The following is a 25,916-nucleotide window of genomic DNA, read 5'->3' on the forward strand; positions in this document are numbered from 1 at the left end:
TAAAGGAATAACGTAATGAGTCTGTCTGTGCGGAAGAAAATGACATTGAAGTCCATTGCGCGTGAATTAGGCGTCACCCATACCACGGTGTCGAATGCCTATAATAATCCGGATAAACTTTCGCCTGCCTTGCGGGAGCGGATTTTAAGTTACGCCTCGGCCCATTATTTTCATGGCCCGGATAATCTCGGCCGGGCATTGCGTACCGGAAAGTCAGACGCTATCGGCGTTATTTTTAATGACGCCTTGAGTTATGTCTTTACCGATCACCATGATTTAAATCTGATGAAAGGCATTGCCAATGCCTGTGAGAAAAAAGGCGCGAATATCGTGCTGATTCCGTTAAAGCAGAAAGACAACGCCAGAATACAGGCGATTAATGCCGTGGTGGATGGCTATATCCTGAATGCGACGTTTAATAACGATCAGATCATTGAAAAAGCGCTGGCGAAAGGGTTGCCGATGGTCACCACTGATTTCGCCATCCCACACCACAGCAGCGTGTCGATTGATAACGCGCGGGCGATGCAGCAGATCTGCCTGCATCTGCTGGCGAAAGGCCACCGGCGTGTCGGCATCATCTCGTTTCCGTCCCGTCAGGGCAGGCAGGGGATGTCTGCGCTGTCGGCCCCGCTCTGCGGTGATAACAGCCTGATGCTGACGCGGGTCAATGCCTGCAAAACCACGCTGGCGGCGCACGGTATCGATCTGTCCCTGTGCCGGTTATACGAGACGGAGCATGACGAACCGCATGGCGCGCTGGCTGCACAGGCATTGCTGCGTGACAGCCCGGCGATGACCGCGCTGATTTGCCTCTCTGACCGCTTTGCGCTGGGGGCGGTGCAGGCGTGCCGGGCGGCGGGGCGCGCGATCCCGCAGGAGATTGCCATCACCGGCTTCGACAATATCCCGCTGCCCGCCAGCCTGCCCGGCCTGACCACCATTTCCCAGGATGCGGAAAAAAAGGGGGAGATTGCCGCCGGGTTGTTACTGGAGGGGAAAAAGGGGGTGCATCACGACCTGGGTTTTGAGTTGATCGTGCGCGAATCAACCTGAACGGCAGGGGCACCCGGAACCGTAGCTAACGCAGGATAGAGCATGGACACATTGAGCTGTTTTACGGCGTATGACATCCGGGGTGACGTGGGGGTGACGCTGGATGAGGCGATAGCCCGGCGTATCGGCCGGGCCTACAGCGCCTGGCTGCGCCCGGCACGGGTGGTGATCGGCGGGGATAACCGCCTCTCCACCGCCGGGCTGAAACAGGCGCTGGCCGACGGGTTACAGGCGGGCGGTGCAGAGGTGATTGATATCGGCATGGTCGGCACGGAGGAGGTCTATTTCGCCACCCGCGCCCTGCACGCCTGCGGCGGCATTCAGGTCACCGCCAGCCATAACCCGGCGCACTACAACGGGATGAAACTGGTGCGGGAAGGGGCAAAGCCCATCAGCGGTGACAGCGGGTTACCGGCAATCAGGGCGCTGGCGGAAGCCAACGTGTTCCCTGTGTCGCCCACAGGCCGCTATCGCCAGCTGGACCACCGCACGCCCTACATCGACCATCTGCTCAGCTACCTGCACGGGCAACCGCTGCGCCCGCTGCGGGTGGTGGTGAACGCCGGAAACGGGGCCGCCGGGCCGATACTGGACGCGCTGGAACAGCGGCTGCGCCTGATGGGCAGTGAGATGACCTGGCTCACCCTCCACCACGCGCCGGACGGCCACTTCCCCCACGGCGTCCCTAACCCGATGCTGCCGGAGAACCGGGCGGCCACCCAGGCGGCGATCCGGCGCTACCGGGCGGACATCGGCCTCGCCTGGGACGGCGATGCCGATCGCTGCTTTATTTTCGACGAGCGGGGCGAGTACCTCGAAGGCTGTTACGTGGTCAGCCTGCTGGCGGAGGCCCTGCTGGCGCGTGCGCCCGGCGAAACGATCCTGCACGATCCGCGGCTGATCTGGGCGGCGCGCGAGACGATCACCCAATGCGGCGGCATTGCGCTGGAAACCAAAACCGGCCACGCCTTTATGAAGGAACGTATGCGGCAGGAGAATGCGCTGTACGGCGGCGAGATGAGCGGCCACCACTATTTCCGTGCGTTCGGCTATTGCGACAGCGGCATGATCCCGGCATTGCTGATGTTGCAACTGCTCGGCGAACGCCCGCAGCCGCTTTCAGCCTGGGTGGCCGCACTCAAGGCGCGTTTCCCGGTCTCCGGGGAGATCAATTGCCAGGTGGAAGACCCGGCGCAGGTGATGCGCACCGTCGAGGCGCACTATAGGGCAGAGGGCGTGGTAGTCAGCCACACCGATGGGCTGAGCATGGCGTTTGCGGCGTGGCGCTTCAATCTCCGCCGTTCAAATACCGAACCGTTGCTGCGGCTGAATGTGGAAACGCGCGGCGATCGGCCACTGATGCAGGCTAAAACCAGTGAACTGCTGGCGCTGATCGCCCCGTCACCGGCCGCCGGAGTGTAGGTCAAGGAGGTTTACTATGTCAGGCGTCACGCTGGATCGCATCACCAAGTGTTATCAGAAAAACAACGTTATCAACGCATTATCCCTTTCGGTGCAGCCGGGCGAATTCCTGGTGCTGGTCGGCCCCTCAGGCTGTGGGAAATCCACGCTGCTGCGCATTATTGCCGGGCTGGAAACGCTCACCTCCGGCGCGGTGTTCATCAACGGCAAAGAGGTCACCCAGTTGCCCGCCGGTAAGCGCGGCCTGTCGATGGTGTTTCAGTCCTACGCGCTATACCCGCATATGACCGTGCGGCAGAATCTGTCGTTCGGCCTGAAGAACTGCCGCACCCCGGCGGCGGAGATTACACGCCGCGTGCAGGAGGCCGCCCGGATGCTGGGGCTGGAGGAGGTGCTCGACCGCCTGCCGCAACAGCTCTCCGGCGGGCAGCGGCAGCGGGTGGCGATCGGGCGCTCGATTGTGCAGCAGCCGGACGTGTTCCTGTTTGATGAACCGCTCTCCAACCTGGACGCCGCCCTGCGGGTACAGATGCGCCAGGAGATCAGCCGCCTGCATACCCGGCTGAAAAACACCATGATTTACGTCACGCACGATCAGGTCGAGGCGATGACGCTGGCTGACCGCATCGTGTTGCTGAACAAAGGGCAGATTGAGCAGATCGGCACGCCGGTTGAGCTGTATAACTGCCCGCAGAACACGTTCGTGGCGGAGTTTATCGGCACGCCGAAAATCAACCTGATCCCCGCCCACTGGCAGGACGGGCAACTGGTGATGGCGCAACAGCCGCCGGTGACGCTGCGCCGCCCGCCGCAGGGGGTGCAGCCGGGGCAGGCGCTGTGGGTCGGCATCCGGCCGGAGCACTTTTGGTTACGGGAAGAGGGCCGGTTACCGGAAGCGCACGGGATTTACCTGCCGGTAGAGGTGGAGTTCACCGAGTTGCAGGGCGACGCAACGCTGGTTTATGCGCGTGCCGGTGAGCAGCCGCTGAAGCTTAAGTCGCCAAAACAGTTGCAGTTCCCCGCCGGGGAGGCGCTGACATTCGGGGTGAACGAAGACGCCATGCTGCTGTTTGGCAGTGACGGGCAACGCCTGGCGCGGGCATAGGCCGCGAAAAGAGTGTGCCGGAAAAAGCACGAAAAAAAGGCGGGGATGCCCCGCCTTTTGACTGTGTCGCCTGAGGTTATTTCACCTTCAGCGTATTGATGATGCTTTCCGCCTGGCTCTGCGCCTGCTGCTGGTTGTCCGCCGGCAGGGTGATTTGCAGGGTCAGCAGGTGGTTAGCCACCTTCGCCAGCACCACAGAGGAGTAGGCTTTTTTGCCGCTGGTCGCGATCACGCTGTCCAGTTGCTGTGCCGGCTGGCCGTCAACCGTGATGCTTTTATTGGTCACCACCTGAAGATCCGGGTCGCGTGAGCGTTGCTGGTCTTCCAGGCGTTTCGCCAGCACATCCAGCCCGTCCGGGCTGTTGTCGCTCAGCAGCACAATAATCGCTTTCTGGCCGCTCTCATCAGCGTAGACGTGCATATTATTGGCCTGGGTGCCCAGTTTGCCGCTCTGGTCAGTCATGTCACCCGGCATGGTGAACATCACACTGCCGTCGAGCAGGTTCACCTGACGGCCGTCGGCGGTCTGGGTGGTGGTCTGGTCAGTGTCCGGCGCGGCACCGGCTTTCTCATCGCTGTTACCGTCACAGGCCGCAAGACCCGTGACCAGCAGACCAATTCCGGCATATTTAACAAGTTTACGCATTAGGGCTTCCTTCTTGATCATGAATCCATGACTTTCGGCCCTTATCGCACCTTATTCAGTGCCGAAAAGCAAGTCAGACTTTTACGCAAACTGCCCGCCAATCAATGCATATGGTACTGCATCTGCCGGCCGCCTTCGCTCAGGCGTTTCAGTAAGCGGTTCAGCAGCAAACCGTACATCGGCAGGAAGAAAATCAGGCAGATAAGCACCTTGAAACTGTAGTCCACCAGCGCGATTTCCACCCAGTGCTGCGCCATGAACACGTCGCTGCTTTTGTAAAACGCGATAAAGAAGAAGGAGAGCGTGTCACTGATGTTGCCGAAAAACATCGAGGCCGCCGGGGCTATCCACCAGCGGTGGGTCTGGCGCAGCCGGTTGAACACATGCACATCCAGGATCTGGCCGAGCACATAGGCCATAAAGCTGGCGATGGCGATGCGCGCCACAAACAGGTTGAACTGCGTGACAGCCTCCACGCCCTGCCAGCTGCCCTGGTAAAACACCACGGACACCAGGTAGGAGATCACCAGCGCCGGCACCATCACCGCCAGGATAATCCGCCGGGCCAGTGACGCGCCGAAGATGCGCACCGTCAGGTCAGTCGCCAGGAAGATAAACGGGAAGGTAAACGCGCCCCAGGTGGTGTGGAAGCCAAAAATATCAATCGGCAACTGCACCAGATAGTTACTGGAGGTAATGATCAGAATGTGGAACAGGGAAAGCCAGACCAGCGCAGACATCCGCTGCTGCGGGGAAAAATCGTACATCGATGTCACCTTTTTAGTGATGGGGTGAGGGAACCCAGTAATCTGCCCGGCGGCCACAGGGGGCCGGGCGGGTAAAGTGCCGCATAACCGGCGGCGCGGCGCGCATCTTACCTGTTTGCGCAACCGATGAAAACGGTTAAATGCTGCGCAAACGTTCACGTCGCTTGCACCAGATTTCAGCGGCGGTAAACTGTGCCCCTTTCCGGCTGCGGCCTGTTGCCGCACCCGCCAGCCTTGATTGAGAGAAACCATGACAGACCAATTTTCCCAGGCAGATAACACGCTGGACGCGCTGGGCCTGCGTTGCCCGGAGCCGGTGATGATGGTGCGCAAAGCGGTGCGCCATATGGAGGAAGGGCAGACGTTACTGATTATTGCTGACGATCCGGCCACCACGCGCGACATTCCCGGTTTCTGCCGGTTTATGGAACATACCCTGCTGGCCTCGGACACCGAGAACCTGCCGTACCGTTACCTGTTGCGCAAAGGCGTTGCCTGAAGGGAAAGGTCTGCGCCTGAGGCGGCGCAGACCGTGAAACTGGGGGGAAGGGCGGGTTACAGCACCATCGACCGCACGACCATAAAGTGGCCGCCGAAGTAGCAGGCTGCGACCAGGGCATCCGCCGCGCGGAATTTCAGGCGGTAATGGTTCACCAGCCCCAGGATCACCGACAGCAGCAGCAGGGAGGTGCCGACCAGAATCGAGAAGGTGAAATCGGTGCTGCGCATGTAATACTGCTCACCTGCCAGCCACACCATCAGCAGCGTCATCGCCACAAAGGTCACCACCGGCCAGCGCATCTCTTCCAGACGTGTCCAGATCACCGCCAGCAGTGCCGCGCCGATAATCACCAGCGTCAGCGGCAGCGGCCAGAACAACGAGATGGTCATCTGGGTGGCAAAACTCAGCGTATAGAACAGGTGGGAAAGGAAAAACGCCCCCAGCGCATACATCACGCGTGACTTCGGCAACAGCATCAGCGCGTCGCCCAGCAGCGTCGCCACCAGCCCCATGATGATCAGGTAGCCGTACACTGACAGAACCGGGGTTTCCAGCGCCAGCAGCAGCAACAGCAACAAGGTAATCGGCTTAAACAGCCAGCGCTGCCAGTCCGGGCCGCGATAACTGGCATCTACGTAAAGCCAGGCCGAAAAAACTACCGCAAGTAAAGGCCAACTCATTCTGTTTCCCTCTTAACGTTTATGTTTTTCATCATTACAGCCACGCTGCGCGGCTGCATTTCCCTCTGTCGGGATAAGTGTAGGGGAAAGCGCCGCCGGCGGACAATCGGATTCCCGGTGCTTTACTGTCCGTTACACTGGCTGCCGCCGCCATGCTATGTTAACGAAAAGCGTCAGATTTCCTGCGGAGGAAAAGGGGAAAGTCATGAGTAATGAACAACCGCTGTACCGGATTCAGTTCATGAATAACGGTAAAAACTATCAGCTCTATGTGCGGGAAGTGGTGCAGGGCGCGCTGTTCGGCTTTATCGAGATTGCGGATTTCGTGTTCGACAGCCACTCCACGGTGCTGGTTGACCCGTCCGCCGAGCGGCTGAAAAGCGAGTTTGCCGGGGTCACCCGCAGCTATATTCCGTTGCAGGCGGTGATCCGGATTGATGCCGTCACCGAACGCGGCAGCGCACGTATTTCAGAACTTGGCGATAACGTCGCGCCGTTTCCGCACCTGCCCGGCAAGCGGCCGTGATGAGTAAGCCGCCGCTGATTATTGTGCTGGTGGTGCTGCTGATCGTTGGGCTGGCGACCCGGCAATACCTGAAACAGCGGCGCACCGCCGCAGAGAATGATGCCGCGCCGGTTCAGCACCTGGTGGTGACGGTGGCGGGCAAGCGTGAGTTTCCGGCCCCCAACCGCCGGTCGCGCCAGCGTGAGGTGATCCCGGTCGAGGAGATGCGTTATGAGGTCTCGTTCAAGCCGTTGGACAACAGCCCGGTGACGTTGGTGCTGAGTGCACCGGATTACCAGCAGATCGACAAGGGCGCGCGCGGCACGCTGGTGCTTCAGGGGACGCGGTTTATCGCCTTCACCCCGGACGCCGCGCCCTGAGGCGGGATTATTTCTTCTTCAGGTTTTTCAGTGCCGGTTGCTTCTTCTGCCAGGCCAGCAGTTCAAACACCCCGAACAGGAAAATGCGGAACTGCTGCGCACGGCTGAGCGCCGGGCCGTCTTTCGGCTGGGTCGATTTCAGCAGCGTCAGTTGCAGCCCGTGCATCATCGCCATAAAAATCATCGCCACATTCAGGAAGATATTCAGCGGCTTCGGGAACGGGTGAACCAGGTTCGCCAGCAGAAAGCCCCAGATGCAGAGCATCAGCAGGCGGCCAATATTAATCAGCATCGGTGTGTTTCTCCTCGGGTGCCGGTGATGTCTCAGAACTCAGGCGGATATAGAGCCGGTAGGCGACCTGCCCGGCGATTTTTTCACGGTGTAACTGCCAGCCTGCGGGCACCGCGGTGGCGGCGCTTTCGGCTTCCGCTTCAATATAGATCCAGGCGTCCGGGGCCAGCCAGTTGCGCTGCTCCAGCAGCGCCACGGTGGCATCCAGAATGCCTTTGCGGAACGGCGGATCGAGGAACACCACATCGTACGGTGTGCCGGGCTGCTCCAGCCAGTTCAGCGCGTTGGTGTTGACCACTTCCGCGCTCTCCGGGCGCAACAGCGCCAGGTTTTTCTCCAGTTGCTGCGCCACCGGCCGTTCGTACTCCAGCAGTGTGGCGTGCGCGGCATAGCGGGAGAGCGCCTCCAGGCCCAGCGCGCCGCTGCCGGCAAAGCAGTCAAGGCAGCGTGCGCCGCGAATAACCGGCGCAAGCCAGTTAAACAGGGTTTCACGTACCCGGTCGGTGGTGGGGCGCAGGCCGGGGCTGTGTGGAACCGGAAGTTTGCGGCCACGCCACTGCCCGCCAATAATGCGGATTTGCCCGGCCGGGGCGGTTTGCGGTTTTTTTGCCATATCTCGTTTCAATTTTCAGCGGCCGAACCGGCAGCACTCACATACAGTTTGGTGCGCTATTCTACCGGTGTCAGGTTTCAGGGCAAATGTTTCGCCATGCCCGTGAAAACAGCGGCTTTGCACCGCCGGAGGTGTATTGCCGCTCACATAAAGTGATAGACTGCCGGGTTCATAACGTTTTAATGCCCTGACGCCCAGCAACAGGCGAGGAGTGAAGTCTAAAAATGGCAAAAGAGAAAAAACGCGGGTTTTTCTCCTGGTTTGGTCGTAACCGTCAGGAAGAGAAAACCGAACAGGAAGAGGTTGTGGTTTCTCCGGAAGAGACCACCGCACCGGACGCACCTGTTGACGCAGCGCCTGCTGAACCCAAGCCCGCTGAGCCGGAAATCACGCACGTCCCGGAGGCCGCCCCTGCTCAGCCGGAGCCGGTCAAACCCGAACCCACCCTGCCTGAGCCGGTAAACGCCGAGCCGGTGGCCGCCGCGGTGCCGGAACAGCTGGCGCAGGAAATTGTGACCCTCACCGAACAGGTGGCGGACGAGCAGGCCATCGCCCACCAGCCGGTAGAACAGACCGACGCCGCCATCCCGGCGCTGGCCAACGACCGCGGTGAGCCGCTTTCGGACGCCGTGCTGGAAGAAGAACAGGCCGCGCCGCTGGAACTGGCCCCGATTGTGCCTGCCGAGGCCGTGACGCAGGAGCAGGAGCGCCCGACCAAAGAGGGCTTCTTCGCCCGCCTGAAGCGCAGCCTGGTCAAAACCAAGCAGAATCTCGGTTCCGGCTTTATCAGCCTGTTCCGCGGCAAGAAAATCGATGATGACCTGTTCGAGGAGCTGGAAGAACAGCTGCTGATCGCGGACGTCGGCGTGGAAACCACCCGCCGCATCATCACCTCGCTGACCCAGCACGCCAGCCGCAAAGAGCTGAAAGATGCCGAGCAGCTCTACGGCAAGCTGAAAGAGGAGATGGCGGAGATTCTGGCGAAAGTCGATGAGCCGCTCGACGTCACCGCCCATACGCCGTTTGTGATCCTGATGGTCGGCGTCAACGGCGTGGGTAAAACCACCACCATCGGCAAGCTGGCGCGCCAGTTTGAGGCCCAGGGCAAATCCGTGATGCTGGCCGCCGGTGACACCTTCCGCGCCGCGGCGGTGGAGCAGCTTCAGGTCTGGGGCCAGCGCAACAACATCCCGGTGGTGGCGCAGCATACCGGCGCGGATTCCGCCTCGGTGATCTTCGACGCCCTGCAAGCCGCCAAAGCGCGTAAAATCGACGTGTTAATCGCCGATACCGCCGGGCGTTTGCAGAACAAATCGCACCTGATGGAAGAGCTGAAGAAGATTGTCCGCGTCATGAAAAAACTGGACGAGAACGCCCCCCATGAGGTTATGCTCACGCTGGATGCCAGCACCGGGCAGAATGCGGTCAGCCAGGCGAAATTGTTCAATGAAGCCGTGGGCCTGACCGGTATCACGCTGACAAAACTGGACGGTACGGCGAAAGGCGGGGTGATCTTCTCCATCGCTGACCAGTTCGGCATCCCGATCCGCTACATTGGCGTCGGTGAGAGCATTGAAGATTTGCGGCCGTTTAAGGCCGACGATTTTATTGAGGCACTTTTTGCCCGAGAGGATTAATACGGATGATTCGCTTTGAACAGGTCAGTAAAGCTTATCTCGGTGGCCGGCAAGCGTTGCAGGGGGTGGATTTCCACCTCCGTCCCGCGGAAATGGCGTTCCTGACCGGCCACTCCGGCGCCGGGAAAAGTACGCTGCTCAAGCTGATTTGCGGCATTGAGCGCCCCAGCGCCGGGCATATCTGGTTCGGCGGGCATGACATCAGCCGCCTGAAAAGCCGCGAAGTGCCGTTCCTGCGCCGCCAGATCGGCATGATTTTCCAGGATCACCACCTGCTGATGGACCGCACGGTGTATGACAATGTGGCGATGCCGTTGGTGATCGCCGGGGCCAGCACCGAAGATATCCGCCGCCGCGTGTCGGCCGCGCTGGACAAGGTCGGCCTGCTGGACAAAGCGAAAAACTTCCCGATCCAGCTCTCCGGCGGGGAACAGCAGCGCGTCGGCATCGCCCGTGCGGTGGTAAACAAACCGGCGGTCTTGCTGGCGGACGAACCCACAGGCAACCTTGACGAAGCGCTCTCCGAAGGCATTTTGCGTTTGTTCGAAGAGTTTAACCGGGTGGGCGTCACGGTGTTGATGGCCACCCACGACATGGGCCTGATCGCCCGCCGTGATTATCGCATCCTGACCCTGAGCCAGGGCCGTATGGGCGGAGGGCACCCTCATGGCCAGTAACCCAAAAACCACCCGCAACGCCGCACCGGCCAACACGGCCAAAAGCAAATCATTGCGCGGCGGCTGGCATGAGCAGTGGCGCTACGCCTGGTCGAACGCGCTGTCTGACATGCTGCGCCAGCCGCTGGCGACGTTGCTCACCATCATGGTGATCGCCATTTCGCTGACGCTGCCGAGCGTCTGCTACCTGGTGTGGAAAAACGTCAGCACTGCGGCCCAGCAGTGGTACCCGACGCCGCAGCTTACGGTCTATCTCGACAAGGCGCTGGATGATGACGCGGCGGAAAACGTCATCAAAGCGCTGAGGGCAGAGGCCGGGGTAGAGAAGGTCAACTACCTCACCCGTGACGAGGCGATGGGCGAGTTCCGCAACTGGTCAGGGTTCGGCGGCGCGCTGGACATGCTGGAGGAGAACCCGCTGCCGGCGGTGGCGATCATCACCCCGAAGCTCAACTTCCAGAGCCAGGAGACGCTCAACACCCTGCGTGACCGCGTGGCGGCCGTGCAGGGCATTGACGAAGTGCGGATGGATGACAGCTGGTTCGCCCGGCTGGCGGCGCTGACCGGGCTGGTTGGCCAGGTGGCGGCGATGATCGGCATCCTGATGATCGTGGCGGTGTTCCTGGTGATCGGCAACAGCGTGCGGCTCAGTATCTTCAGCCGCCGTGACACCATCAATGTGATGAAGCTGATTGGCGCAACCGACGGCTTTATCCTGCGGCCGTTCCTGAATGGCGGCGCGATGCTCGGCCTGTTTGGGGCGCTGCTGTCGCTGGTGCTCTCTCAGGCGCTGGTCATGCGGCTGGAAAGCGTGGTGCTGCATGTTGCCGCGGTGTTCGGTACCACCTTCACCCTGCATGGGCTGGGCTGGGACGAAAGCCTGCTGCTGCTGCTGATTGCCGCGATGATTGGCTGGGTCGCCGCGTGGCTTGCCACGGTGCAACATTTACGGCGCTTTACACCACAATAACGATTTTTTGATATACTCTTCCCCTGCTGCTCTGATTGTGTACGCAGGGGAAGAGCCTCCACGCAGTCACCTTTCCGGCCTCTTCCTTTCGCACATTTTCCCTACCCAAATTTGATGCCATCACGTAGGGTTGGCTGTCCGGAAAAGATTGTCAGGGAACTTGTGACGACGATCACGGTCAAAGAGTGAGCAAATGTAAGGGTGTCCGCCCGTGGCTACGCAAACAGATCAAAAAGGCCCGGCGGTAAACGAACCTGCATGAACGTTCTAATCAAGAGAGGGTTTGAATGACCAAAGAAATGCAAACTTTAGCCTTAATTCCCCAAGGTAGCCTGGAAGCCTATGTGCGGGCCGCCAATGCTTATCCGATGCTGACGGCAGAGGAAGAGCGGGAGCTGGCTGAACGGCTGCATTATCAGGGCGATCTGGATGCGGCTAAGCAGCTTATCCTGTCTCACCTGCGCTTTGTCGCTCACGTAGCCCGTAACTATTCAGGCTACGGTCTGCCGCAGGCGGACCTTATCCAGGAAGGCAACATCGGCCTGATGAAAGCGGTACGCCGCTTTAACCCGGAAGTCGGGGTACGTCTGGTTTCCTTTGCGGTGCACTGGATCAAGGCCGAAATCCACGAGTATGTGCTGCGTAACTGGCGCATCGTGAAAGTGGCGACCACCAAGGCACAGCGCAAACTGTTCTTTAACCTGCGTAAAACCAAGCAGCGTCTGGGCTGGTTTAACCAGGATGAAGTCGAGCTGGTGGCGCGTGAACTCGGCGTGTCGAGCAAAGACGTGATGGAGATGGAATCCCGCATGTCGGCGCAGGACATGACCTTTGACCCGACGCCGGACGACGAAGCGCGTGACGGCCAGGCGATGGCCCCGATGCTCTACCTCCAGGACAAAAGCTCTGACTTTGCCGAGGGCATTGAAGAGGACAACTGGGAGAGCAACGCCGCTGACAAACTCAGCTACGCGCTGGAAGGGCTGGACGAACGCAGCCAGGACATCATCCGCGCCCGCTGGCTGGACGACGATAACAAGTCCACCCTGCAGGAGCTGGCCGACAAATACGGCGTGTCTGCTGAGCGCGTGCGCCAGCTGGAAAAAAACGCCATGAAGAAACTGCGGCTGGCGATCGAGGCGTAATGCCCGGCGCAGTGTGGCCGTAAATGATAAAAAGCCCGGCTCGCCGGGCTTTTTTGTGCCTGTTATCCGGCGAGTTCCCAATGCCCGGCAACCGCCCGGAACCCACACGCCAGCATAAACGCCTGTAGCGCCGCATCATCCGCATCGCCTTCCAGCCGCCAGCGGCGCACGCCCGGCACCTGCCGCATCGTCTCTTCCAGCAGATAGCGCCCCACACCCCGGCGGCGCGTCACCTCACGCACCGTGAAACCGGTCATCACGGCGGTGGCACCCGTAACCTCAACGTTCACCGCTGCCAGCAGCCGCGCATTGAAGCGGGCAGCAAACAGCAGCCCACTGCCGGCCAGCGGGCCGGGCGCGAACGCCTGTTGCGGCCAAATCTTTTCCAAATCAATCACATCTTGCTGATTCAACGCCGTCAGCCGCTCAATCGTGAGTTTCATGCTCTCTGCCCTGGGAATACGCGGTCATGGTATTTGCGCTATATAAAAATGGCGCACGCTATTTTTTTTAACTGCGCACAACGTTTTTTTCCGCACGCATTTTCAGAGTTATAGATCACCGACTGCGGCAAAAGCCAGCATAAGCGACCATACTGATCTCAGGGTGCGCGAATTTACTCCGATTTTTATTCTGTTTGTACCGCTTGTTTCTGAGTGTGTGAGTTGATTTGCAGAAGAAAATTCCTGTTTAATGGCATGAAAAATAAAGTCTTATTATAAAAAAACGCCTGTAAGAAAACTAACCCGTTATTACCTATACAGAAAAAGGAATAAGCGGCGGTTTTTCAGGCAATAACCACAACGATGACATCACAACCACAGATGGGGTAGTTCGGATGAAAGTAACCAAAACGGGTTCGGTACTGCTGGCCGGGTGTATTGCTCTGGCGATGGCGCAAACAGCAGTGGCCAAAGAGATTAAAATTGCCATTGTCGGGGCCATGTCCGGGCCGGTCGCCCAGTATGGCGACATGGAGTTCACCGGCGCACGCCAGGCGATCGCGGACATCAACGCCAAAGGGCTGCTCAAGGGTGACACCCTGGTGGGCGTGGAGTATGACGACGCCTGCGACCCGAAACAGGCGGTGGCGGTCGCCAACAAAGTGATCAATGACGGCATCCGTTATGTCATCGGCCACCTCTGCTCCTCCTCTACCCAGCCCGCGTCCGATATCTATGAAGACGAAGGCATTATCATGATCACCCCGGCAGCCACCAACGCCGACCTGACCACCCGTGGTTACAAGATGATTATGCGCACCACCGGCCTGGACTCTGACCAGGGGCCGACGGCGGCAAAATACATTGTCGACAACATCAAACCGCAGCGTATCGCCGTGGTGCATGACAAACAGCAGTACGGCGAAGGGCTGGCGCGCTCAGTGCAGGAGAGCCTGAAGAAAGCCGGGGCCAACGTGGTGCTGTTCGAAGGGATCACCGCCGGGGATAAAGACTTCTCCACGCTGGTGGCGCGCCTGAAGAAAGAGAACGTCGATTTCGTTTACTTCGGCGGTTACTACCCGGAGATGGGGCAGATGCTGCGCCAGGCCAAACAGGCCGGGCTGACGGCCAAATTCATGGGGCCGGAAGGGGTCGGCAACTCCTCGCTGTCGAACATCGCCGGTGCCGCGTCCGAAGGGATGCTGGTGACCCTGCCGAAACGCTATGACCAGGTACCGACCAACCAGCCGATTGTGGACGCGCTGAAAGCCAAGAAACTCGACCCGACCGGCCCGTTTGTCTGGACAACCTACGCGGCGTTGCAATCCCTGACCACCGGCATGGTGCGCAGCGGCAGCCAGGAGCCGGAAGATATCGTCAAAGACCTCAAAGCCAAACCCGTGGACACCGTCATGGGCCCGCTGAGCTGGGATGAGAAAGGCGACCTGAAAGGGTTCGAGTTCGGCGTCTTCCAGTGGCACGCAGACGGTACTTCCACACCGATTCAATAAGCCCCGTTATTGCAGGACGCCGGCGGGTGAAGTCACAGGGAGGGGCGCGGAGAACCGCGCCTCTTCTGCCTTTATCACTCCGGGCCGGGCGTCCGCACGTTAAGGTCAGCGTATGTCAGAGCAGTTTCTCTATTTCCTGCAACAAATGTTCAACGGCGTCACGTTGGGCAGCACCTATGCACTTATCGCCATTGGTTACACCATGGTGTACGGCATCATCGGCATGATCAACTTCGCCCACGGCGAGGTGTATATGATCGGCAGTTATGTCTCCTTTATCGTGATCGCCGCCCTGATGATGATGGGCATCGACGCGGGCTGGTTGTTGATCGGCGCCGGGTTTATCGTGGCGATTGTGATCGCCAGCGCCTACGGCTGGAGCATTGAGCGCGTGGCCTACAAGCCGGTGCGCAACTCGAAGCGGTTGATCGCGCTGATCTCCGCCATCGGGATGTCGATCTTCCTGCAAAACAGCGTCAGCCTGACGCAAGGCTCGCGCGATCTGGCGCTGCCGAGCATCGTTACCGGCAAATGGACGCTGGGCGAGAGCAACGGCTTTGCCGCCACCATCAGCACCATGCAGCTCACCATCTGGATCGTGACCTTCCTCGCCATGCTGGGCCTGACGCTGTTTATCCGCTATTCGCGGATGGGCCGCGCCTGCCGTGCCTGTGCGGAAGATTTGAAGATGGCCAGCCTGCTCGGCATCAGCACCGACCGGGTGATCTCGCTGACTTTCGTGATCGGCGCGGGCATGGCGGCGGTGGCGGGCGTGCTGCTCGGCCAGTTCTACGGTGTGATTAACCCCTACATCGGCTTTATGGCCGGGATGAAAGCCTTTACCGCTGCCGTGCTGGGCGGCATCGGCAGCATCCCGGGCGCGATGATTGGCGGGCTGATCCTCGGCGTGGCCGAGGCGCTCACCTCCGCCTACCTGAGCACCGAATACAAAGATGTGGTCTCCTTTGCGCTGCTGATTGTGGTACTGCTGGTGATGCCGACCGGCATCCTTGGCCGCCCGGAGGTTGAGAAAGTATGAAACAACTCAATCTGGTCAATGCGCTGGTCTCCACGCTGGTGCTGCTGGTGCTGGCCTCGCTGCTGATGGGGCTGCAACTGAGCCTCGACGGCACCCGGCTGGTGGTGAACGGCGCCTCCAGCGTGCGCTGGGAGTGGATCGGCATCGGCTGCGTGGTGGTGTTTTTCTTCCAGCTGTTCCGCCCGCTGCTGCAACATACCCTGAAACGCGGCAGTGCGCCGTCGTTCGTGTTGCCGAGTTTTGACGGCACCACCACACGGCAGAAAGTGCTGGCGCTGGTGCTGCTGCTGGCCGCTATCGCCTGGCCGTTCCTGGTGTCACGCGGCACGGTGGACGTCGCCACCCTGACGCTTATCTACATCATGCTGGGGCTGGGCCTTAACGTGGTGGTCGGGCTGTCCGGGTTGCTGGTGCTGGGGTATGGCGGCTTTTACGCCATCGGCGCCTACACCTACGCGCTGCTGAACCACTATTACGGGCTGGGCTTCTGGGAGAGCCTGCCGCTGGCCGGGCTGGTCAGTGCGGCGTTTGGCTTCCTGCTGGGCTTCCCGGTGCTGCGCCTGCGCGGCGATTACCTGGCGATTGTCACCCTGGGCTTCGGCGAGATCGTGCGCATTTTGCTGTTGAACAACACCGAGATCACCGGCGGGCCGAACGGCATCAGCCAGATCCCGAAACCCACGCTGTTCGGGCTGGAGTTCAGCCGTACCGCGCGGGACGGCGGCTGGGACACCTTCAGCAACTTCTTCGGCCTGCGTTATGACCCCAGCGACCGCATCATCTTCCTCTACATGGTGGCGCTGTTGCTGGTGGTGCTGACGCTGTTTGTCATCAACCGCCTGCTGCGGATGCCGCTGGGGCGCGCCTGGGAAGCGCTGCGCGAAGATGAGATAGCCTGCCGCTCGCTCGGCCTCAGCCCGACCCGCATCAAGCTGACGGCGTTTACCATCAGCGCCGCGTTTGCCGGCTTTGCCGGGACGCTGTTTGCGGCGCGGCAGGGCTTCGTCAGCCCCGAATCCTTCACCTTTGCCGAGTCGGCCTTTGTGTTGGCGATTGTGGTGCTCGGCGGCATGGGCTCGCAGTTCGCGGTGATTCTGGCGGCAATCCTGCTGGTGGTGTCGCGTGAGCTGATGCGTGACCTTAATGAGTACAGCATGTTGGTGCTCGGCGCACTGATGGTGCTGATGATGATCTGGCGGCCACAAGGGCTGCTGCCGATGAAGCGGCCACAATTGAAAATGAACGCAGCGGCCTTGCAACAGGCGGCCCATTCCGGCGATAAAGGAGAGCAGGCATGAGTACCCAACCTTTATTGCAGGTGGATGGCCTGATGATGCGTTTCGGCGGCCTGCTGGCCGTCAATAACGTGGCGCTGACGCTCAACCGGGGCGAAATTGTGTCGCTGATTGGCCCGAACGGCGCGGGCAAAACCACGGTGTTCAACTGCCTGACCGGCTTCTACAAGCCTACCGGCGGCAGCATCAAACTCAACGATCAGCACCTGGAGGGGCTGCCGGGGCAGAAAATCGCCCGCATGGGTGTGGTGCGCACCTTCCAGCATGTGCGGCTGTTCCGCGAAATGACGGTGATTGAAAACCTGCTGGTGGCGCAACACCAGCACCTGAAAAGCGGCGTGCTGGCCGGGTTGTTCAAGACGCCGGGCTTCCGCCGGGCAGAAGCGGATGCGCAGGCGCGGGCAGCGGTGTGGCTGGAGCGCGTCGGGCTGCTGGAGATGGCAAACCGCCAGGCCGGGAATCTGGCCTACGGCCAGCAACGGCGGCTGGAGATTGCCCGCTGCATGGTGACGCGCCCGGAACTGCTGATGCTGGATGAACCCGCCGCCGGGCTGAACCCGAAAGAGACTGACGAACTGGACGAGCTGATCGCCGAGCTGCGCGGCCACCATAATGTGTCGGTGCTGCTGATTGAGCATGACATGAAACTGGTGATGGGCATTTCGGACCGCATCTACGTGGTCAATCAGGGCACGCCGCTGGCGCACGGCACCCCGGCAGAAATCCGTAACAACCCGGATGTGATCCGGGCCTATCTGGGCGAGGAATAATTACTTTGTCATTAAATCCGATGTTGTCGTTAACCCAGGTTTCCGCCCACTATGGCAAGATTCAGGCGCTGCATAATGTCAGTCTGCATATCGACAAGGGTGAGATCGTCACGCTGATCGGTGCCAACGGTGCCGGGAAAACTACGCTGCTCGGCACCCTGTGCGGCGAGCCGCGCGCCACCACCGGGCGTATCCGCTTTGAAGGCAGTGATATTACCGACTGGCAGACGGCGCAGATCATGCGCGGGGCGATCGCCATTGTCCCGGAAGGGCGGCGGGTCTTTTCCCGTATGACGGTGGAAGAGAACCTGGCGATGGGCGGTTTTTTTGCCGCGAAAGATCAGTTCCAGCAACGGCTGGCGCGGGTTTACACCCTGTTCCCCCGGCTGAAAGAGCGGGAGGCGCAGCGCGCCGGGACGATGTCCGGCGGCGAGCAGCAGATGCTGGCCATCGGCCGTGCGCTGATGAGCCAGCCCAAACTGCTGCTGCTGGATGAGCCGTCGCTGGGGCTGGCGCCGATCATCATCCAGCAGATTTTTGACACCATCCAGCAATTACGGGAAGAGGGCATGACCATCTTCCTGGTGGAACAAAACGCCAACCAGGCGCTGAAACTGGCTGACCGCGGCTACGTGCTGGAAAACGGCCACGTGGTGCTGGAGGACAGCGGCGACGCCCTGCTGGCAAACGAAGCGGTACGCAGCGCCTATCTGGGCGGCTGACCGGAGCGGGGCGGCAACGCCCCTTTTTCAGGCACCTATTTTTAGTGAATCAACATGAAGAAAGAGATGAACACTGAGGGATTACTGGCACAGCGCATGATCAGGCTGAAAAGTTCGGCCATCCGCGAGCTGCTTAAACACAGTAAAATGGAGAACGTCATCTCGCTGGCCGGCGGTATTCCGTCGGATGCGCTGTTTGATTTTGACGGGCTGAGCCAGGCGACGCAGCGTGCGATCACCGAGCAGCCGAAGAATGCGTTCCAGTATGGCCTCACCGAAGGCAGCCACACCCTGCGTGAGCAGATCGCAGGGTTGTGCGCGGAGCGCGGCATCGTGACCCGCCCGGAAGACATCGTGGTGACTGCCGGTTCCCAGCAGGCGCTGGATCTGGTGATGCGTGCGCTGGTTAACCCCGGCGACATTTTTGTGGTGGAAAGCCCGACCTACCTGGCGGCGCTGCAAACGCTGGAACTGGCCGAAGCGCAGTTGCTGACGGTGCGCTCTGACCGTGACGGCATGATCGTGGACGACCTGGCGGAGCTGCTGAAAACGCAGACCATCAAGGGCGTGTATCTGGTACCGACCTTCGGCAACCCGAGCGGCGTTTCGCTGAGCCGCGCGCGCCGCGAACAGCTGGTGACACTGGCCGCCGAGCACCGTTTCCTGATCATTGAAGATGACCCGTACGGCGAGCTGCGTTTCACCGACGAACGCAACCCGACGCTGTTTGAGCTGGCGGCTGCGCTGAACGGCCACACCGATAACATTATCTACACCTCCACCTTCTCCAAAATCCTGGCACCGGGGCTGCGCCTGGGCTGGGTGATCATGCCGGCGTGGCTGCTGCATAAAGTGGCCAGCATCAAACAGGCGGCAGATTTGCACGCCAGTTCGCTGTCGCAGGTGGTGGCGGAATATTACCTCGGGCTGGGGCGGTTACCGGCGCAGATCGAAACCATCCGCGCCGCCTACAAACACAAGTGTGAGGTGCTGGCCTCCCTGCTGGAGCAGGAGCTGGGTGAACATGTGACCTTTGAGATGCCGAAAGGCGGCATGTTCCTGTGGGCGAAATTCCGCCAACCGCGCAACACCGCAGACTGGTTGCAGGAGACACTGAAGCAGGGCGTGGTGTTTGTGCCGGGCGAGTATTTCTTTGCCGCCGAGCCGGACCACTCCACCTTCCGCCTCTCTTTTGCCACCGCCACAGAAGCACAGATGCAGGAGGCGGTTGCCCGCCTGAAGCGCGCCCTGTAAGGGTTAACGGCGAGGCGTCTTTCCGGCGCTTCGCCCCTTTTTTGCCATCTGCCCGTCACTCTCACTTCATTCACCTGTCATTTTATTGTCATTTAACGGTTATTTTTCTATCATTTTATCGTGTCATGTTAGCTCCCGGTTTCGAAAATGTGTTCATGCATGAGGGGTTTACCTCGCCATGCCGTACACCCCCCCTTTTCAGGAGACAGGCATGTTTATTTCCCTTACCTTTTCACCCCGCCTTAAAACCGCTGCCCTCTGTACGGCACTGGCGCTCTCTTACAGCACCCACGCGCTGGCCGTGACCACCATTCCGTTCTGGCACTCGATGGAAGGCGAGCTGGGCGTGGAAGTCGATTCGCTGGCAGATCGCTTCAACCAGGCCCACCCGGACGTGAAAATTGTGCCGGTTTATAAAGGGAACTATGAGCAGAGCCTGGCGGCCGGGATCGCCGCTTACCGTTCCGGCAACGCCCCAGCCATTCTCCAGGTGTATGAAGTCGGCACCGCGACCATGATGGCCAGCAAAGCGATTAAACCGGTTTATCAGGTGTTCAGCGACGCGGGCCTGCCGTTCGATGAATCCGTATTCGTGCCGACGGTGTCCGGCTACTACACCGATGCCAAGAGCGGCCACCTGCTCTCCCAGCCGTTCAACAGCTCCACGCCGGTGCTCTACTACAACAAAGACGCCTTCAAGAAAGCGGGGCTTGACCCGGAGCAGCCGCCGAAAACCTGGCAGGATCTGGCGGCCTACACCGCCAAACTGCGTGAGGCCGGCATGAAGTGCGGCTACGCCAGCGGCTGGCAGGGCTGGATCCAGATTGAAAACTTCAGCGCCTGGCACGGGCTGCCGGTCGCCAGCAAAAACAACGGCTTTGACGGCACGGACGCAGTGCTGGAATTCAACAAGCCGGAGCAGGTCAAGCACATCCAGATGCTGGCTGACCTGAACAAATCAGGTGGCTTCACCTACTTTGGCCGCAAAGATGAGTCCACCGCCAAGTTCTACAACGGCGACTGCGCCATCACCACCGCCTCCTCCGGCTCGCTGGCGGACATCCGCCACTACGCCAAATTCAACTATGGCGTCGGCATGATGCCGTATGACGCCAACGTGAAAGGCGCACCGCAGAACGCCATCATCGGCGGGGCCAGCCTGTGGGTGATGAACGGCAAAGATGCCGCCACTTACAAAGGCGTGGCGCAGTTCATGCAGTTCCTGACCCAGCCGGAGATCGCCGCCGAGTGGCACCAGAAAACCGGCTACCTGCCGATCACCACCGCCGCCTACGAGCTAACGCGCCAGCAGGGCTTCTATGAGAAAAACCCAGGGGCGGACACCGCCACCCGCCAGATGCTGAACAAGCCGCCGTTACCGTTCACCCGCGGCCTGCGCCTGGGCAACATGCCGCAGATCCGTACTGTGGTGGATGAGGAGCTGGAAAGCGTCTGGACCGGCAAGAAAACCGCGCAACAGGCACTGGATTCCGCCGTACAGCGCGGCAACGTGCTGCTGCGCCGGTTCGAATCCTCCACCAAGTAACACAAGGATCGCCTGATGTCCCTGTCGCGCCCCGGTTTCCACAGCCGTTGGCTGCCTTATGTGCTGGTGCTGCCGCAACTGCTGATTACCGTGATCTTCTTTATCTGGCCGGCGGGGGAGGCGCTGTGGTACTCGGTACAGCGCCTCGATCCGTTCGGCATCTCCAGCGAGTTCGTCGGGCTGGAGAATTTCAGCGCCCTGTGGCAGGACGACACCTATCTGGAATCGTTCTCCACCACGCTTATCTTCAGCGGGCTGGTGGCGGTAAGCGGGCTTATCATCTCGCTGCTGCTGGCCGCGATGGTTGACCGTGTGCTGCGGGCGCGCCGGATTTACCAGACGCTGTTTATCCTTCCCTATGCGGTCGCCCCGGCGGTGGCCGCGGTGCTGTGGATGTTCCTGTTCAACCCCGGTATGGGGCTTATCAGCCACTGGCTGGGCACCCTGGGCTATGACTGGAACCACGCTCAGTACAGCGGGCAGGCGATGACGCTGGTGGTGGTGGCGTCAGTCTGGAAACAGGTGAGCTACAACTTCCTGTTTTTCCTGGCGGCGTTGCAATCCATTCCGCGCTCGCTGGTGGAGGCGGCGGCGATTGACGGCGCCGGGCCGGTCCGGCGTTTCTTCAACCTGGTGCTGCCGCTGATCTCACCGGTGAGCTTCTTCCTGCTGGTGGTCAACCTGGTGTACGCCTTCTTCGATACCTTCCCGGTGATCGACGCAGCCACTGCCGGGGGGCCGGTGCAGGCCACCACCACGCTTATCTACAAGATTTACCGTGAGGGCTTTGCCGGGCTGGATCTGGCCAGTTCCGCGGCGCAATCGGTGGTGCTGATGCTGCTGGTGATTGGGCTGACGGTACTCCAGTTCCGCTTTGTCGAGCGTAAGGTGCGTTACCAATGATCGAAAACCGGAGAGGTCTGGATATTTTCTGCCATGTGATGCTGCTGCTCGGCGTGCTGGTGGTGCTGTTCCCGCTCTATGTGGCCTTTGTGGCGGCCACGCTGGATAACCAGCAGGTATTTCAGGTGCCGATGACCCTGATCCCCGGCAGCCAGTTGTGGCAGAACATCAGCACCATCTGGACGCAAGGGGTCAGCCGCCACAGTGCGCCGTTCAGCCTGCTGCTGTTCAACAGCTTTGTGATGGCGCTGGTGATTACGCTGGGCAAAATCAGCGTGTCGATCTTCTCGGCCTACGCGATTGTCTATTTCCGTTTTCCGCTGCGCAGCCTGTTTTTCTGGATGATTTTCCTCACCCTGATGCTGCCGGTGGAAGTGCGGATCTTCCCGACGGTGGAGGTGATGGCCGGGCTGCATCTGATGGACAGCTATACCGGCCTGACGCTGCCGCTGATGGCCTCTGCCACCGCAACGTTCCTGTTCCGCCAGTTCTTTATGACGCTGCCGGATGAGCTGCTGGAAGCGGCGCGGATCGACGGCGCAGGGCCGATGCGTTTCTTCTGGGATGTGGTGCTGCCGCTGTCGAAGACCAACCTGGCAGCGCTGTTTGTGATCACCTTTATCTATGGCTGGAACCAGTATCTGTGGCCGATTCTGATCACCAGTGACGCCTCAATGGGCACTGCCGTCGCCGGGATCAAAAGCATGATTTCGCTGGGCGATGGCGTCACGCAGTGGAACCAGGTGATGGCAGCGATGCTGCTGACCCTGTTGCCGCCGCTGGTGGTGGTGCTGACGATGCAGCGCTGGTTTGTTCGTGGTCTGGTTGACAGTGAGAAGTGAGTAATGGCGAATCTGAAATTGCAGGCGGTCAGCAAGAGTTATGACGGCAAAACCCCGGTGATCCGCCAGATTGATCTGGATGTGGCCGACGGCGAATTTATTGTGATGGTCGGCCCCTCCGGCTGCGGAAAATCCACGCTGTTGCGGATGGTTGCCGGGCTGGAACGCACCAGCGGCGGCGATATTTATATCGGCGGGCGGCGCGTGACCGATCTGGAGCCGAAAGATCGCGGCATCGCGATGGTGTTCCAGAACTATGCGCTCTACCCGCACATGAGCGTGTTTGACAACATGGCCTACGGCCTGAAAATCCGCGGCCTCGGCAAAGCGCAGATTGCAGAAAAGGTCGAAGAGGCGGCGCGCATTCTGGAACTCCAGCCGCTGCTCAAGCGCAAACCGCGCGAACTGTCCGGCGGCCAGCGCCAGCGGGTGGCGATGGGGCGGGCGATTGTGCGCGAACCGGCGGTGTTCCTGTTTGATGAGCCGCTGTCGAACCTGGATGCCAAATTGCGGGTGCAGATGCGGCTGGAGCTGCAACAACTGCACCGCCGCCTGCGCACCACCAGCCTCTACGTCACCCATGACCAGGTCGAGGCGATGACGCTGGCGCAGCGGGTGATTGTGATGAACAAAGGGGTGGCGGAGCAGATCGGCACGCCGTCGGAGATCTACCAGCGTCCGGCCAGCCGTTTCGTCGCCGGGTTTATGGGCTCACCGGCGATGAACCTGCTGGAAGGGCAGGTGGATGCCGAGGGCAGCGCGCTGCTGCTGGCGGACGGCACCGCCCTGGCGTTGCCGGAAGTGCGCCCGGCCTGGAGCCGGCGGGCATTGACCGTGGGCATCCGGCCGGAGCATATTCAGCTGGCAGACGGCAACACGCGCGGCCTGCCGCTGAAGGTGGCGACGCTGGAGCGGCTGGGGGCGGATAACCTCGCCCACGGCCAGTGGGGCGGGCAAAGCATGGTGGTGCGGCTCTCCCATGAGCACTGCCCGGCGGTCGGCTCTATGCTGTCGCTGGTATTGCCGCCGCAGGCGCTACACTTCTTTGATACGGCTGATGGATTACGGATGGAATAATGACAACAGACTGGCCATACCCACGCATCGTGGCGCACCGGGGCGGCGGTTCGCTGGCCCCGGAAAATACGCTGGCGGCGATTGAAACCGGGGTGCGCCTCGGCCACCGGATGATTGAATTTGATGTGAAACTGGCGCAGGACGGCCAGATTTTCCTGTTGCATGACGACACGCTGGATCGCACCAGCAACGGCTGGGGCGTGGCGGGCGACTTGCCGTGGGAGAAACTGGTGACGCTGGACGCGGGCAACTGGTACAGCAACGCCTTTCGCGGCGAAAAACTGCCGCTGCTGTCGGAAGTGGCGGATCGCTGTGCGCAGCATGGGCTGATGGCGAACATCGAGATCAAACCCACCACCGGCACCGAGGAGGAGACGGGCAAAGTGGTGGCGTCGGCTGCGCGGCTGCTGTGGGAAGGGCAGCCGGTGCCGCCGCTGCTCTCGTCATTCTCCGTCGGGGCGCTGGCCGCCGCCCAACGGGCGGTGCCGGAATTGCCGCGAGGCCTGCTGCTGGATGAGTGGGACGAGCACTGGCAGGCGCTGACCACCCAACTGGCCTGCGTGTCGTTGCATATCAACCACCAGGCGCTGACGCAGGCACGCACTGAGGCACTGAAAGCCGCCGGGTTGCGGATCCTGGTCTACACCGTCAACAGCCCGGAACGTGCGCGACTTTTGCTCAGCTGGGGCGTTGACTGCATCTGTACTGACCGGATAGATTTGATGGGCGCGGACTTTACGTAGCAGGCAAATCAAGAGTCGCCTAACAATACGCAGGCCGCCGTCACTCACTTCCGGGGCCTGCACCGTCTGGCGTCCGCCTTTACACAAGGATTGTCATGCCTGCTTTTATGCTGTCGCTGTGGCATCAGGTTTTGCTGTCGGTGCCGTTATTTGTGTTGATTGTGCTGGGATATGGGCTGATCCGCTGGGGAAAATGGCCCACCGCTTTTACCGATGCACTGACCCGCCTGGTGTTCTCCGTCGCGCTGCCCGCGATGCTGTTCCGCATGATGTGTGATTTCACCCAACGCCCCGCCGTGGATGCCCGCCTGCTTATCGCCTTTTTCGGCAGTTGCCTGATCGTGTTTGTGCTGGGCCGGGTGCTGGCAAAGCACCTGTTCCGGCTGGACGGCATCTCCGGCTCGGTGTTTGCCCTCGGCGGCATCTTTTCCAATAACGTGATGCTGGGGCTGCCGATCGCCACCGTGATGCTGGGCGAGGCCGCCGTGCCGTCAGTGGCGCTGGTGCTGGTATTCAACGGCCTGATCCTCTGGACGCTGGTGACCATTTCCATTGAGTGGGCGCGCAACGGCTCGCCGACGCTGGCGGGCTTCGCCAAAACCGCCCGCAGTGTGCTTACCAACCCGCTGATTATCGGCATTATCTCCGGCACGCTGTTCAGCCTGACCCGCCTGCCGCTGCCGCATATCATCGACCAGCCGGTGTCGATGCTCAGGCAGAGTGCCGCGCCGCTGTCGCTGGTGGTGCTGGGCATGGGGCTGGCAGAGTACCGGGTGCGGGACGGCTGGCGGCTCAGTTCCGCCATCTGTGTGATGAAGCTGCTGGTGCAGCCGCTGGTGGTCTGGCTGCTGGCGGTGGCGTTGGATCTGCCGGCAATGGAAACCCGCGTGGTGGTGTTGCTCGGGTCGATGGCGGTCGGGGTGAATGTGTACCTGATGTCACGCCAGTTCAACGTGCTGGCCGGGCCGGCGGCGGCCAGCCTGGTGATGTCCACGGCGCTGTCGGGCATCACCACGCCGTTGATTCTGACGATGCTGGGCGTCCGTATCTGACGCCCTGCGCGGGTTATTTGCTGCCGGGCTGGTTCTGCTGGATCCGCTGCTGATCGGTCTGCATCTGGGTGCGTAACTGCTGATTCTGCTGCTGGGCGCTGGTCTGGCGATCGATCTCCAGCTGGCGCTGCTGCAACTGCTGGTTGGTCTGCATCCGCTGCTGGGTGTTGCGCTGCGCCGGGTTATTCAGCAATTGCTGCTGGCGTTGCTGCGGCGACAGCGGTTTCAGGGCGTCTGCCACGGCGCTGCCGGCCATCAGGCCGGTGGCCAGTGCACAGGCGATCAGGGTCATTTTTTTCATGTTGCTTCTCCATTGCCCGTC

General features: G+C 60.7%; 29 protein-coding genes. 22 read left to right on the plus strand and 7 right to left on the minus strand.

What is annotated here, in order from left to right; translation table 11 throughout:
• The first annotated feature begins 39 nt into the window (after nucleotides 1-39).
• From JK232_RS19375 to JK232_RS19385, 3 genes are read left to right on the plus strand one after another with little or no spacing between them, the layout of a single operon-like run.
• Nucleotides 40-1,056, plus strand: a complete 1,017-nt coding sequence (locus tag JK232_RS19375; RefSeq protein WP_212589594.1) for a LacI family DNA-binding transcriptional regulator — start codon at nucleotides 40-42, stop codon at nucleotides 1,054-1,056.
• Nucleotides 1,057-1,098: 42 nt separating this feature from the next.
• Nucleotides 1,099-2,478, plus strand: a complete 1,380-nt coding sequence (locus tag JK232_RS19380) for a phosphohexomutase domain-containing protein (RefSeq protein ID WP_212589595.1) — start codon at nucleotides 1,099-1,101, stop codon at nucleotides 2,476-2,478.
• A gap of 16 nt (nucleotides 2,479-2,494) precedes the next feature.
• On the plus strand, nucleotides 2,495-3,583 hold the full coding sequence (locus tag JK232_RS19385) for an ABC transporter ATP-binding protein (RefSeq protein ID WP_101829438.1): 1,089 nt from the start codon (nucleotides 2,495-2,497) through the stop codon (nucleotides 3,581-3,583).
• Between the two features lie 76 nt (nucleotides 3,584-3,659).
• On the opposite strand, the gene JK232_RS19390 is transcribed toward JK232_RS19385, so the two are convergent.
• Nucleotides 3,660-4,229 (minus strand): DcrB family lipoprotein, encoded by a 570-nt coding sequence (locus tag JK232_RS19390; protein ID WP_072931357.1) that lies wholly within the window; start codon nucleotides 4,227-4,229, stop codon nucleotides 3,660-3,662.
• 101 nt (nucleotides 4,230-4,330) lie between these two features.
• The gene (locus tag JK232_RS19395; RefSeq protein ID WP_101836058.1) at nucleotides 4,331-4,996 is read right to left on the minus strand and encodes a 7-cyano-7-deazaguanine/7-aminomethyl-7-deazaguanine transporter; all 666 of its coding nucleotides are present in this window, start codon (nucleotides 4,994-4,996) and stop codon (nucleotides 4,331-4,333) included.
• Nucleotides 4,997-5,246: 250 nt separating this feature from the next.
• Here JK232_RS19395 and tusA point away from each other — a divergent pair, with 250 nt between their 5' ends.
• A complete protein-coding gene (tusA, locus tag JK232_RS19400) occupies nucleotides 5,247-5,495 on the plus strand; it encodes a sulfurtransferase TusA (RefSeq protein ID WP_072931360.1) in 249 nt (82 codons plus the stop codon).
• 56 nt (nucleotides 5,496-5,551) lie between these two features.
• Here tusA and JK232_RS19405 read toward each other — a convergent pair whose 3' ends face one another.
• On the minus strand, nucleotides 5,552-6,178 hold the full coding sequence (locus JK232_RS19405) for a lysoplasmalogenase (RefSeq protein WP_072931362.1): 627 nt from the start codon (nucleotides 6,176-6,178) through the stop codon (nucleotides 5,552-5,554).
• 205 nt (nucleotides 6,179-6,383) lie between these two features.
• On the opposite strand from JK232_RS19405, the gene JK232_RS19410 reads away from it, so the two are divergent.
• Together JK232_RS19410 and JK232_RS19415 are read left to right on the plus strand one after the other, a co-directional pair.
• Nucleotides 6,384-6,704 (plus strand): DUF1820 family protein, encoded by a 321-nt coding sequence (locus JK232_RS19410; protein WP_072931364.1) that lies wholly within the window; start codon nucleotides 6,384-6,386, stop codon nucleotides 6,702-6,704.
• Entirely contained in the window at nucleotides 6,704-7,063 is a 360-nt protein-coding gene (locus JK232_RS19415) for a DUF2500 domain-containing protein (protein ID WP_212589596.1), read from the plus strand. The genes JK232_RS19410 and JK232_RS19415 overlap by 1 nt, the downstream gene beginning before the upstream one ends.
• A 7-nt stretch (nucleotides 7,064-7,070) precedes the next feature.
• On the opposite strand, the gene JK232_RS19420 is transcribed toward JK232_RS19415, so the two are convergent.
• A complete protein-coding gene (locus JK232_RS19420; RefSeq protein WP_072931367.1) occupies nucleotides 7,071-7,355 on the minus strand; it encodes a DUF1145 family protein in 285 nt (94 codons plus the stop codon).
• Entirely contained in the window at nucleotides 7,345-7,968 is a 624-nt protein-coding gene (gene rsmD, locus JK232_RS19425; protein WP_072931369.1) for a 16S rRNA (guanine(966)-N(2))-methyltransferase, read from the minus strand. The genes JK232_RS19420 and rsmD overlap by 11 nt, the downstream gene beginning before the upstream one ends.
• A 224-nt stretch (nucleotides 7,969-8,192) precedes the next feature.
• On the opposite strand from rsmD, the gene ftsY reads away from it, so the two are divergent.
• From ftsY to rpoH, 4 genes are all read left to right on the plus strand, one after another.
• Nucleotides 8,193-9,605 carry a signal recognition particle-docking protein FtsY gene (gene ftsY / locus JK232_RS19430; RefSeq protein ID WP_101836060.1) on the plus strand — a complete coding sequence of 471 codons (1,413 nt, stop codon included), beginning with the start codon at nucleotides 8,193-8,195 and terminating at the stop codon, nucleotides 9,603-9,605.
• A gap of 5 nt (nucleotides 9,606-9,610) precedes the next feature.
• Nucleotides 9,611-10,282, plus strand: a complete 672-nt coding sequence (gene ftsE, locus JK232_RS19435; protein WP_072931372.1) for a cell division ATP-binding protein FtsE — start codon at nucleotides 9,611-9,613, stop codon at nucleotides 10,280-10,282.
• Nucleotides 10,272-11,252, plus strand: a complete 981-nt coding sequence (gene ftsX, locus JK232_RS19440) for a permease-like cell division protein FtsX (protein ID WP_072931374.1) — start codon at nucleotides 10,272-10,274, stop codon at nucleotides 11,250-11,252. Before ftsE ends, ftsX begins: the two co-directional genes overlap by 11 nt.
• 287 nt (nucleotides 11,253-11,539) lie before the next feature.
• Entirely contained in the window at nucleotides 11,540-12,397 is an 858-nt protein-coding gene (gene rpoH / locus JK232_RS19445) for an RNA polymerase sigma factor RpoH (RefSeq protein ID WP_072931376.1), read from the plus strand.
• Between the two features lie 62 nt (nucleotides 12,398-12,459).
• On the opposite strand, the gene panM is transcribed toward rpoH, so the two are convergent.
• Complete coding sequence (gene panM / locus JK232_RS19450; RefSeq protein ID WP_101829352.1) at nucleotides 12,460-12,840, minus strand: aspartate 1-decarboxylase autocleavage activator PanM; 381 nt, start codon at nucleotides 12,838-12,840, stop codon at nucleotides 12,460-12,462.
• A gap of 395 nt (nucleotides 12,841-13,235) precedes the next feature.
• On the opposite strand from panM, the gene JK232_RS19455 reads away from it, so the two are divergent.
• The 12 genes from JK232_RS19455 to JK232_RS19510 all read left to right on the plus strand — a co-directional run bounded on the left by JK232_RS19455 (nucleotide 13,236) and on the right by JK232_RS19510 (nucleotide 25,594).
• Nucleotides 13,236-14,351 (plus strand): branched-chain amino acid ABC transporter substrate-binding protein, encoded by a 1,116-nt coding sequence (locus JK232_RS19455; protein ID WP_072931380.1) that lies wholly within the window; start codon nucleotides 13,236-13,238, stop codon nucleotides 14,349-14,351.
• 112 nt (nucleotides 14,352-14,463) lie between these two features.
• Complete coding sequence (gene livH / locus JK232_RS19460; protein WP_072931382.1) at nucleotides 14,464-15,390, plus strand: high-affinity branched-chain amino acid ABC transporter permease LivH; 927 nt, start codon at nucleotides 14,464-14,466, stop codon at nucleotides 15,388-15,390.
• Nucleotides 15,387-16,688 carry a high-affinity branched-chain amino acid ABC transporter permease LivM gene (locus tag JK232_RS19465; RefSeq protein ID WP_072931384.1) on the plus strand — a complete coding sequence of 434 codons (1,302 nt, stop codon included), beginning with the start codon at nucleotides 15,387-15,389 and terminating at the stop codon, nucleotides 16,686-16,688. Before livH ends, JK232_RS19465 begins: the two co-directional genes overlap by 4 nt.
• Nucleotides 16,685-17,455 (plus strand): high-affinity branched-chain amino acid ABC transporter ATP-binding protein LivG, encoded by a 771-nt coding sequence (livG, locus tag JK232_RS19470; protein ID WP_072931386.1) that lies wholly within the window; start codon nucleotides 16,685-16,687, stop codon nucleotides 17,453-17,455. The genes JK232_RS19465 and livG overlap by 4 nt, the downstream gene beginning before the upstream one ends.
• Nucleotides 17,456-17,475: 20 nt before the next feature.
• Nucleotides 17,476-18,177, plus strand: a complete 702-nt coding sequence (gene livF / locus JK232_RS19475) for a high-affinity branched-chain amino acid ABC transporter ATP-binding protein LivF (protein ID WP_072931388.1) — start codon at nucleotides 17,476-17,478, stop codon at nucleotides 18,175-18,177.
• A gap of 66 nt (nucleotides 18,178-18,243) precedes the next feature.
• Nucleotides 18,244-19,431 carry an aminotransferase-like domain-containing protein gene (locus JK232_RS19480; protein WP_072931390.1) on the plus strand — a complete coding sequence of 396 codons (1,188 nt, stop codon included), beginning with the start codon at nucleotides 18,244-18,246 and terminating at the stop codon, nucleotides 19,429-19,431.
• A gap of 211 nt (nucleotides 19,432-19,642) precedes the next feature.
• Nucleotides 19,643-20,977 carry a sn-glycerol-3-phosphate ABC transporter substrate-binding protein UgpB gene (gene ugpB / locus JK232_RS19485; protein ID WP_212589597.1) on the plus strand — a complete coding sequence of 445 codons (1,335 nt, stop codon included), beginning with the start codon at nucleotides 19,643-19,645 and terminating at the stop codon, nucleotides 20,975-20,977.
• Nucleotides 20,978-20,992: 15 nt separating this feature from the next.
• A complete protein-coding gene (ugpA, locus tag JK232_RS19490; protein ID WP_072931393.1) occupies nucleotides 20,993-21,880 on the plus strand; it encodes a sn-glycerol-3-phosphate ABC transporter permease UgpA in 888 nt (295 codons plus the stop codon).
• Nucleotides 21,877-22,722: a sn-glycerol-3-phosphate ABC transporter permease UgpE gene (ugpE, locus tag JK232_RS19495; protein ID WP_072931395.1), complete on the plus strand. Its 846-nt coding sequence runs from the start codon at nucleotides 21,877-21,879 to the stop codon at nucleotides 22,720-22,722. Before ugpA ends, ugpE begins: the two co-directional genes overlap by 4 nt.
• A 3-nt stretch (nucleotides 22,723-22,725) precedes the next feature.
• The gene (locus JK232_RS19500) at nucleotides 22,726-23,799 is read left to right on the plus strand and encodes a sn-glycerol-3-phosphate import ATP-binding protein UgpC (protein ID WP_072931397.1); all 1,074 of its coding nucleotides are present in this window, start codon (nucleotides 22,726-22,728) and stop codon (nucleotides 23,797-23,799) included.
• Entirely contained in the window at nucleotides 23,799-24,542 is a 744-nt protein-coding gene (gene ugpQ / locus JK232_RS19505; protein WP_072931400.1) for a glycerophosphodiester phosphodiesterase, read from the plus strand. Before JK232_RS19500 ends, ugpQ begins: the two co-directional genes overlap by 1 nt.
• Before the next feature lie 95 nt (nucleotides 24,543-24,637).
• The gene (locus tag JK232_RS19510; RefSeq protein WP_212589598.1) at nucleotides 24,638-25,594 is read left to right on the plus strand and encodes an AEC family transporter; all 957 of its coding nucleotides are present in this window, start codon (nucleotides 24,638-24,640) and stop codon (nucleotides 25,592-25,594) included.
• 13 nt (nucleotides 25,595-25,607) lie between these two features.
• On the opposite strand, the gene JK232_RS19515 is transcribed toward JK232_RS19510, so the two are convergent.
• Complete coding sequence (locus tag JK232_RS19515; protein WP_101829356.1) at nucleotides 25,608-25,895, minus strand: DUF2756 domain-containing protein; 288 nt, start codon at nucleotides 25,893-25,895, stop codon at nucleotides 25,608-25,610.
• Between the last annotated feature and the right edge of the window lie 21 nt (nucleotides 25,896-25,916).

The sequence above is a fragment of the Nissabacter archeti genome (assembly GCF_018257325.1).
In the GTDB taxonomy this organism is placed as follows: Bacteria; Pseudomonadota; Gammaproteobacteria; order Enterobacterales; family Enterobacteriaceae; genus Chimaeribacter; species Chimaeribacter arupi.

Coding starts and splice junctions, on each gene's coding strand:
- JK232_RS19375 (WP_212589594.1), top strand. CDS start 40: ATGACATTGAAGTCCATTGCGCGTGAATTAGGCGTCACCCATACCACG.
- JK232_RS19380 (WP_212589595.1), top strand. CDS start 1,099: ATGGACACATTGAGCTGTTTTACGGCGTATGACATCCGGGGTGACGTG.
- JK232_RS19385 (WP_101829438.1), top strand. CDS start 2,495: ATGTCAGGCGTCACGCTGGATCGCATCACCAAGTGTTATCAGAAAAAC.
- JK232_RS19390 (WP_072931357.1), bottom strand. CDS start 4,229: ATGCGTAAACTTGTTAAATATGCCGGAATTGGTCTGCTGGTCACGGGT.
- JK232_RS19395 (WP_101836058.1), bottom strand. CDS start 4,996: ATGTACGATTTTTCCCCGCAGCAGCGGATGTCTGCGCTGGTCTGGCTT.
- tusA (WP_072931360.1), top strand. CDS start 5,247: ATGACAGACCAATTTTCCCAGGCAGATAACACGCTGGACGCGCTGGGC.
- JK232_RS19405 (WP_072931362.1), bottom strand. CDS start 6,178: ATGAGTTGGCCTTTACTTGCGGTAGTTTTTTCGGCCTGGCTTTACGTA.
- JK232_RS19410 (WP_072931364.1), top strand. CDS start 6,384: ATGAGTAATGAACAACCGCTGTACCGGATTCAGTTCATGAATAACGGT.
- JK232_RS19415 (WP_212589596.1), top strand. CDS start 6,704: ATGAGTAAGCCGCCGCTGATTATTGTGCTGGTGGTGCTGCTGATCGTT.
- JK232_RS19420 (WP_072931367.1), bottom strand. CDS start 7,355: ATGCTGATTAATATTGGCCGCCTGCTGATGCTCTGCATCTGGGGCTTT.
- rsmD (WP_072931369.1), bottom strand. CDS start 7,968: ATGGCAAAAAAACCGCAAACCGCCCCGGCCGGGCAAATCCGCATTATT.
- ftsY (WP_101836060.1), top strand. CDS start 8,193: ATGGCAAAAGAGAAAAAACGCGGGTTTTTCTCCTGGTTTGGTCGTAAC.
- ftsE (WP_072931372.1), top strand. CDS start 9,611: ATGATTCGCTTTGAACAGGTCAGTAAAGCTTATCTCGGTGGCCGGCAA.
- ftsX (WP_072931374.1), top strand. CDS start 10,272: ATGGCCAGTAACCCAAAAACCACCCGCAACGCCGCACCGGCCAACACG.
- rpoH (WP_072931376.1), top strand. CDS start 11,540: ATGACCAAAGAAATGCAAACTTTAGCCTTAATTCCCCAAGGTAGCCTG.
- panM (WP_101829352.1), bottom strand. CDS start 12,840: ATGAAACTCACGATTGAGCGGCTGACGGCGTTGAATCAGCAAGATGTG.
- JK232_RS19455 (WP_072931380.1), top strand. CDS start 13,236: ATGAAAGTAACCAAAACGGGTTCGGTACTGCTGGCCGGGTGTATTGCT.
- livH (WP_072931382.1), top strand. CDS start 14,464: ATGTCAGAGCAGTTTCTCTATTTCCTGCAACAAATGTTCAACGGCGTC.
- JK232_RS19465 (WP_072931384.1), top strand. CDS start 15,387: ATGAAACAACTCAATCTGGTCAATGCGCTGGTCTCCACGCTGGTGCTG.
- livG (WP_072931386.1), top strand. CDS start 16,685: ATGAGTACCCAACCTTTATTGCAGGTGGATGGCCTGATGATGCGTTTC.
- livF (WP_072931388.1), top strand. CDS start 17,476: ATGTTGTCGTTAACCCAGGTTTCCGCCCACTATGGCAAGATTCAGGCG.
- JK232_RS19480 (WP_072931390.1), top strand. CDS start 18,244: ATGAACACTGAGGGATTACTGGCACAGCGCATGATCAGGCTGAAAAGT.
- ugpB (WP_212589597.1), top strand. CDS start 19,643: ATGTTTATTTCCCTTACCTTTTCACCCCGCCTTAAAACCGCTGCCCTC.
- ugpA (WP_072931393.1), top strand. CDS start 20,993: ATGTCCCTGTCGCGCCCCGGTTTCCACAGCCGTTGGCTGCCTTATGTG.
- ugpE (WP_072931395.1), top strand. CDS start 21,877: ATGATCGAAAACCGGAGAGGTCTGGATATTTTCTGCCATGTGATGCTG.
- JK232_RS19500 (WP_072931397.1), top strand. CDS start 22,726: ATGGCGAATCTGAAATTGCAGGCGGTCAGCAAGAGTTATGACGGCAAA.
- ugpQ (WP_072931400.1), top strand. CDS start 23,799: ATGACAACAGACTGGCCATACCCACGCATCGTGGCGCACCGGGGCGGC.
- JK232_RS19510 (WP_212589598.1), top strand. CDS start 24,638: ATGCCTGCTTTTATGCTGTCGCTGTGGCATCAGGTTTTGCTGTCGGTG.
- JK232_RS19515 (WP_101829356.1), bottom strand. CDS start 25,895: ATGAAAAAAATGACCCTGATCGCCTGTGCACTGGCCACCGGCCTGATG.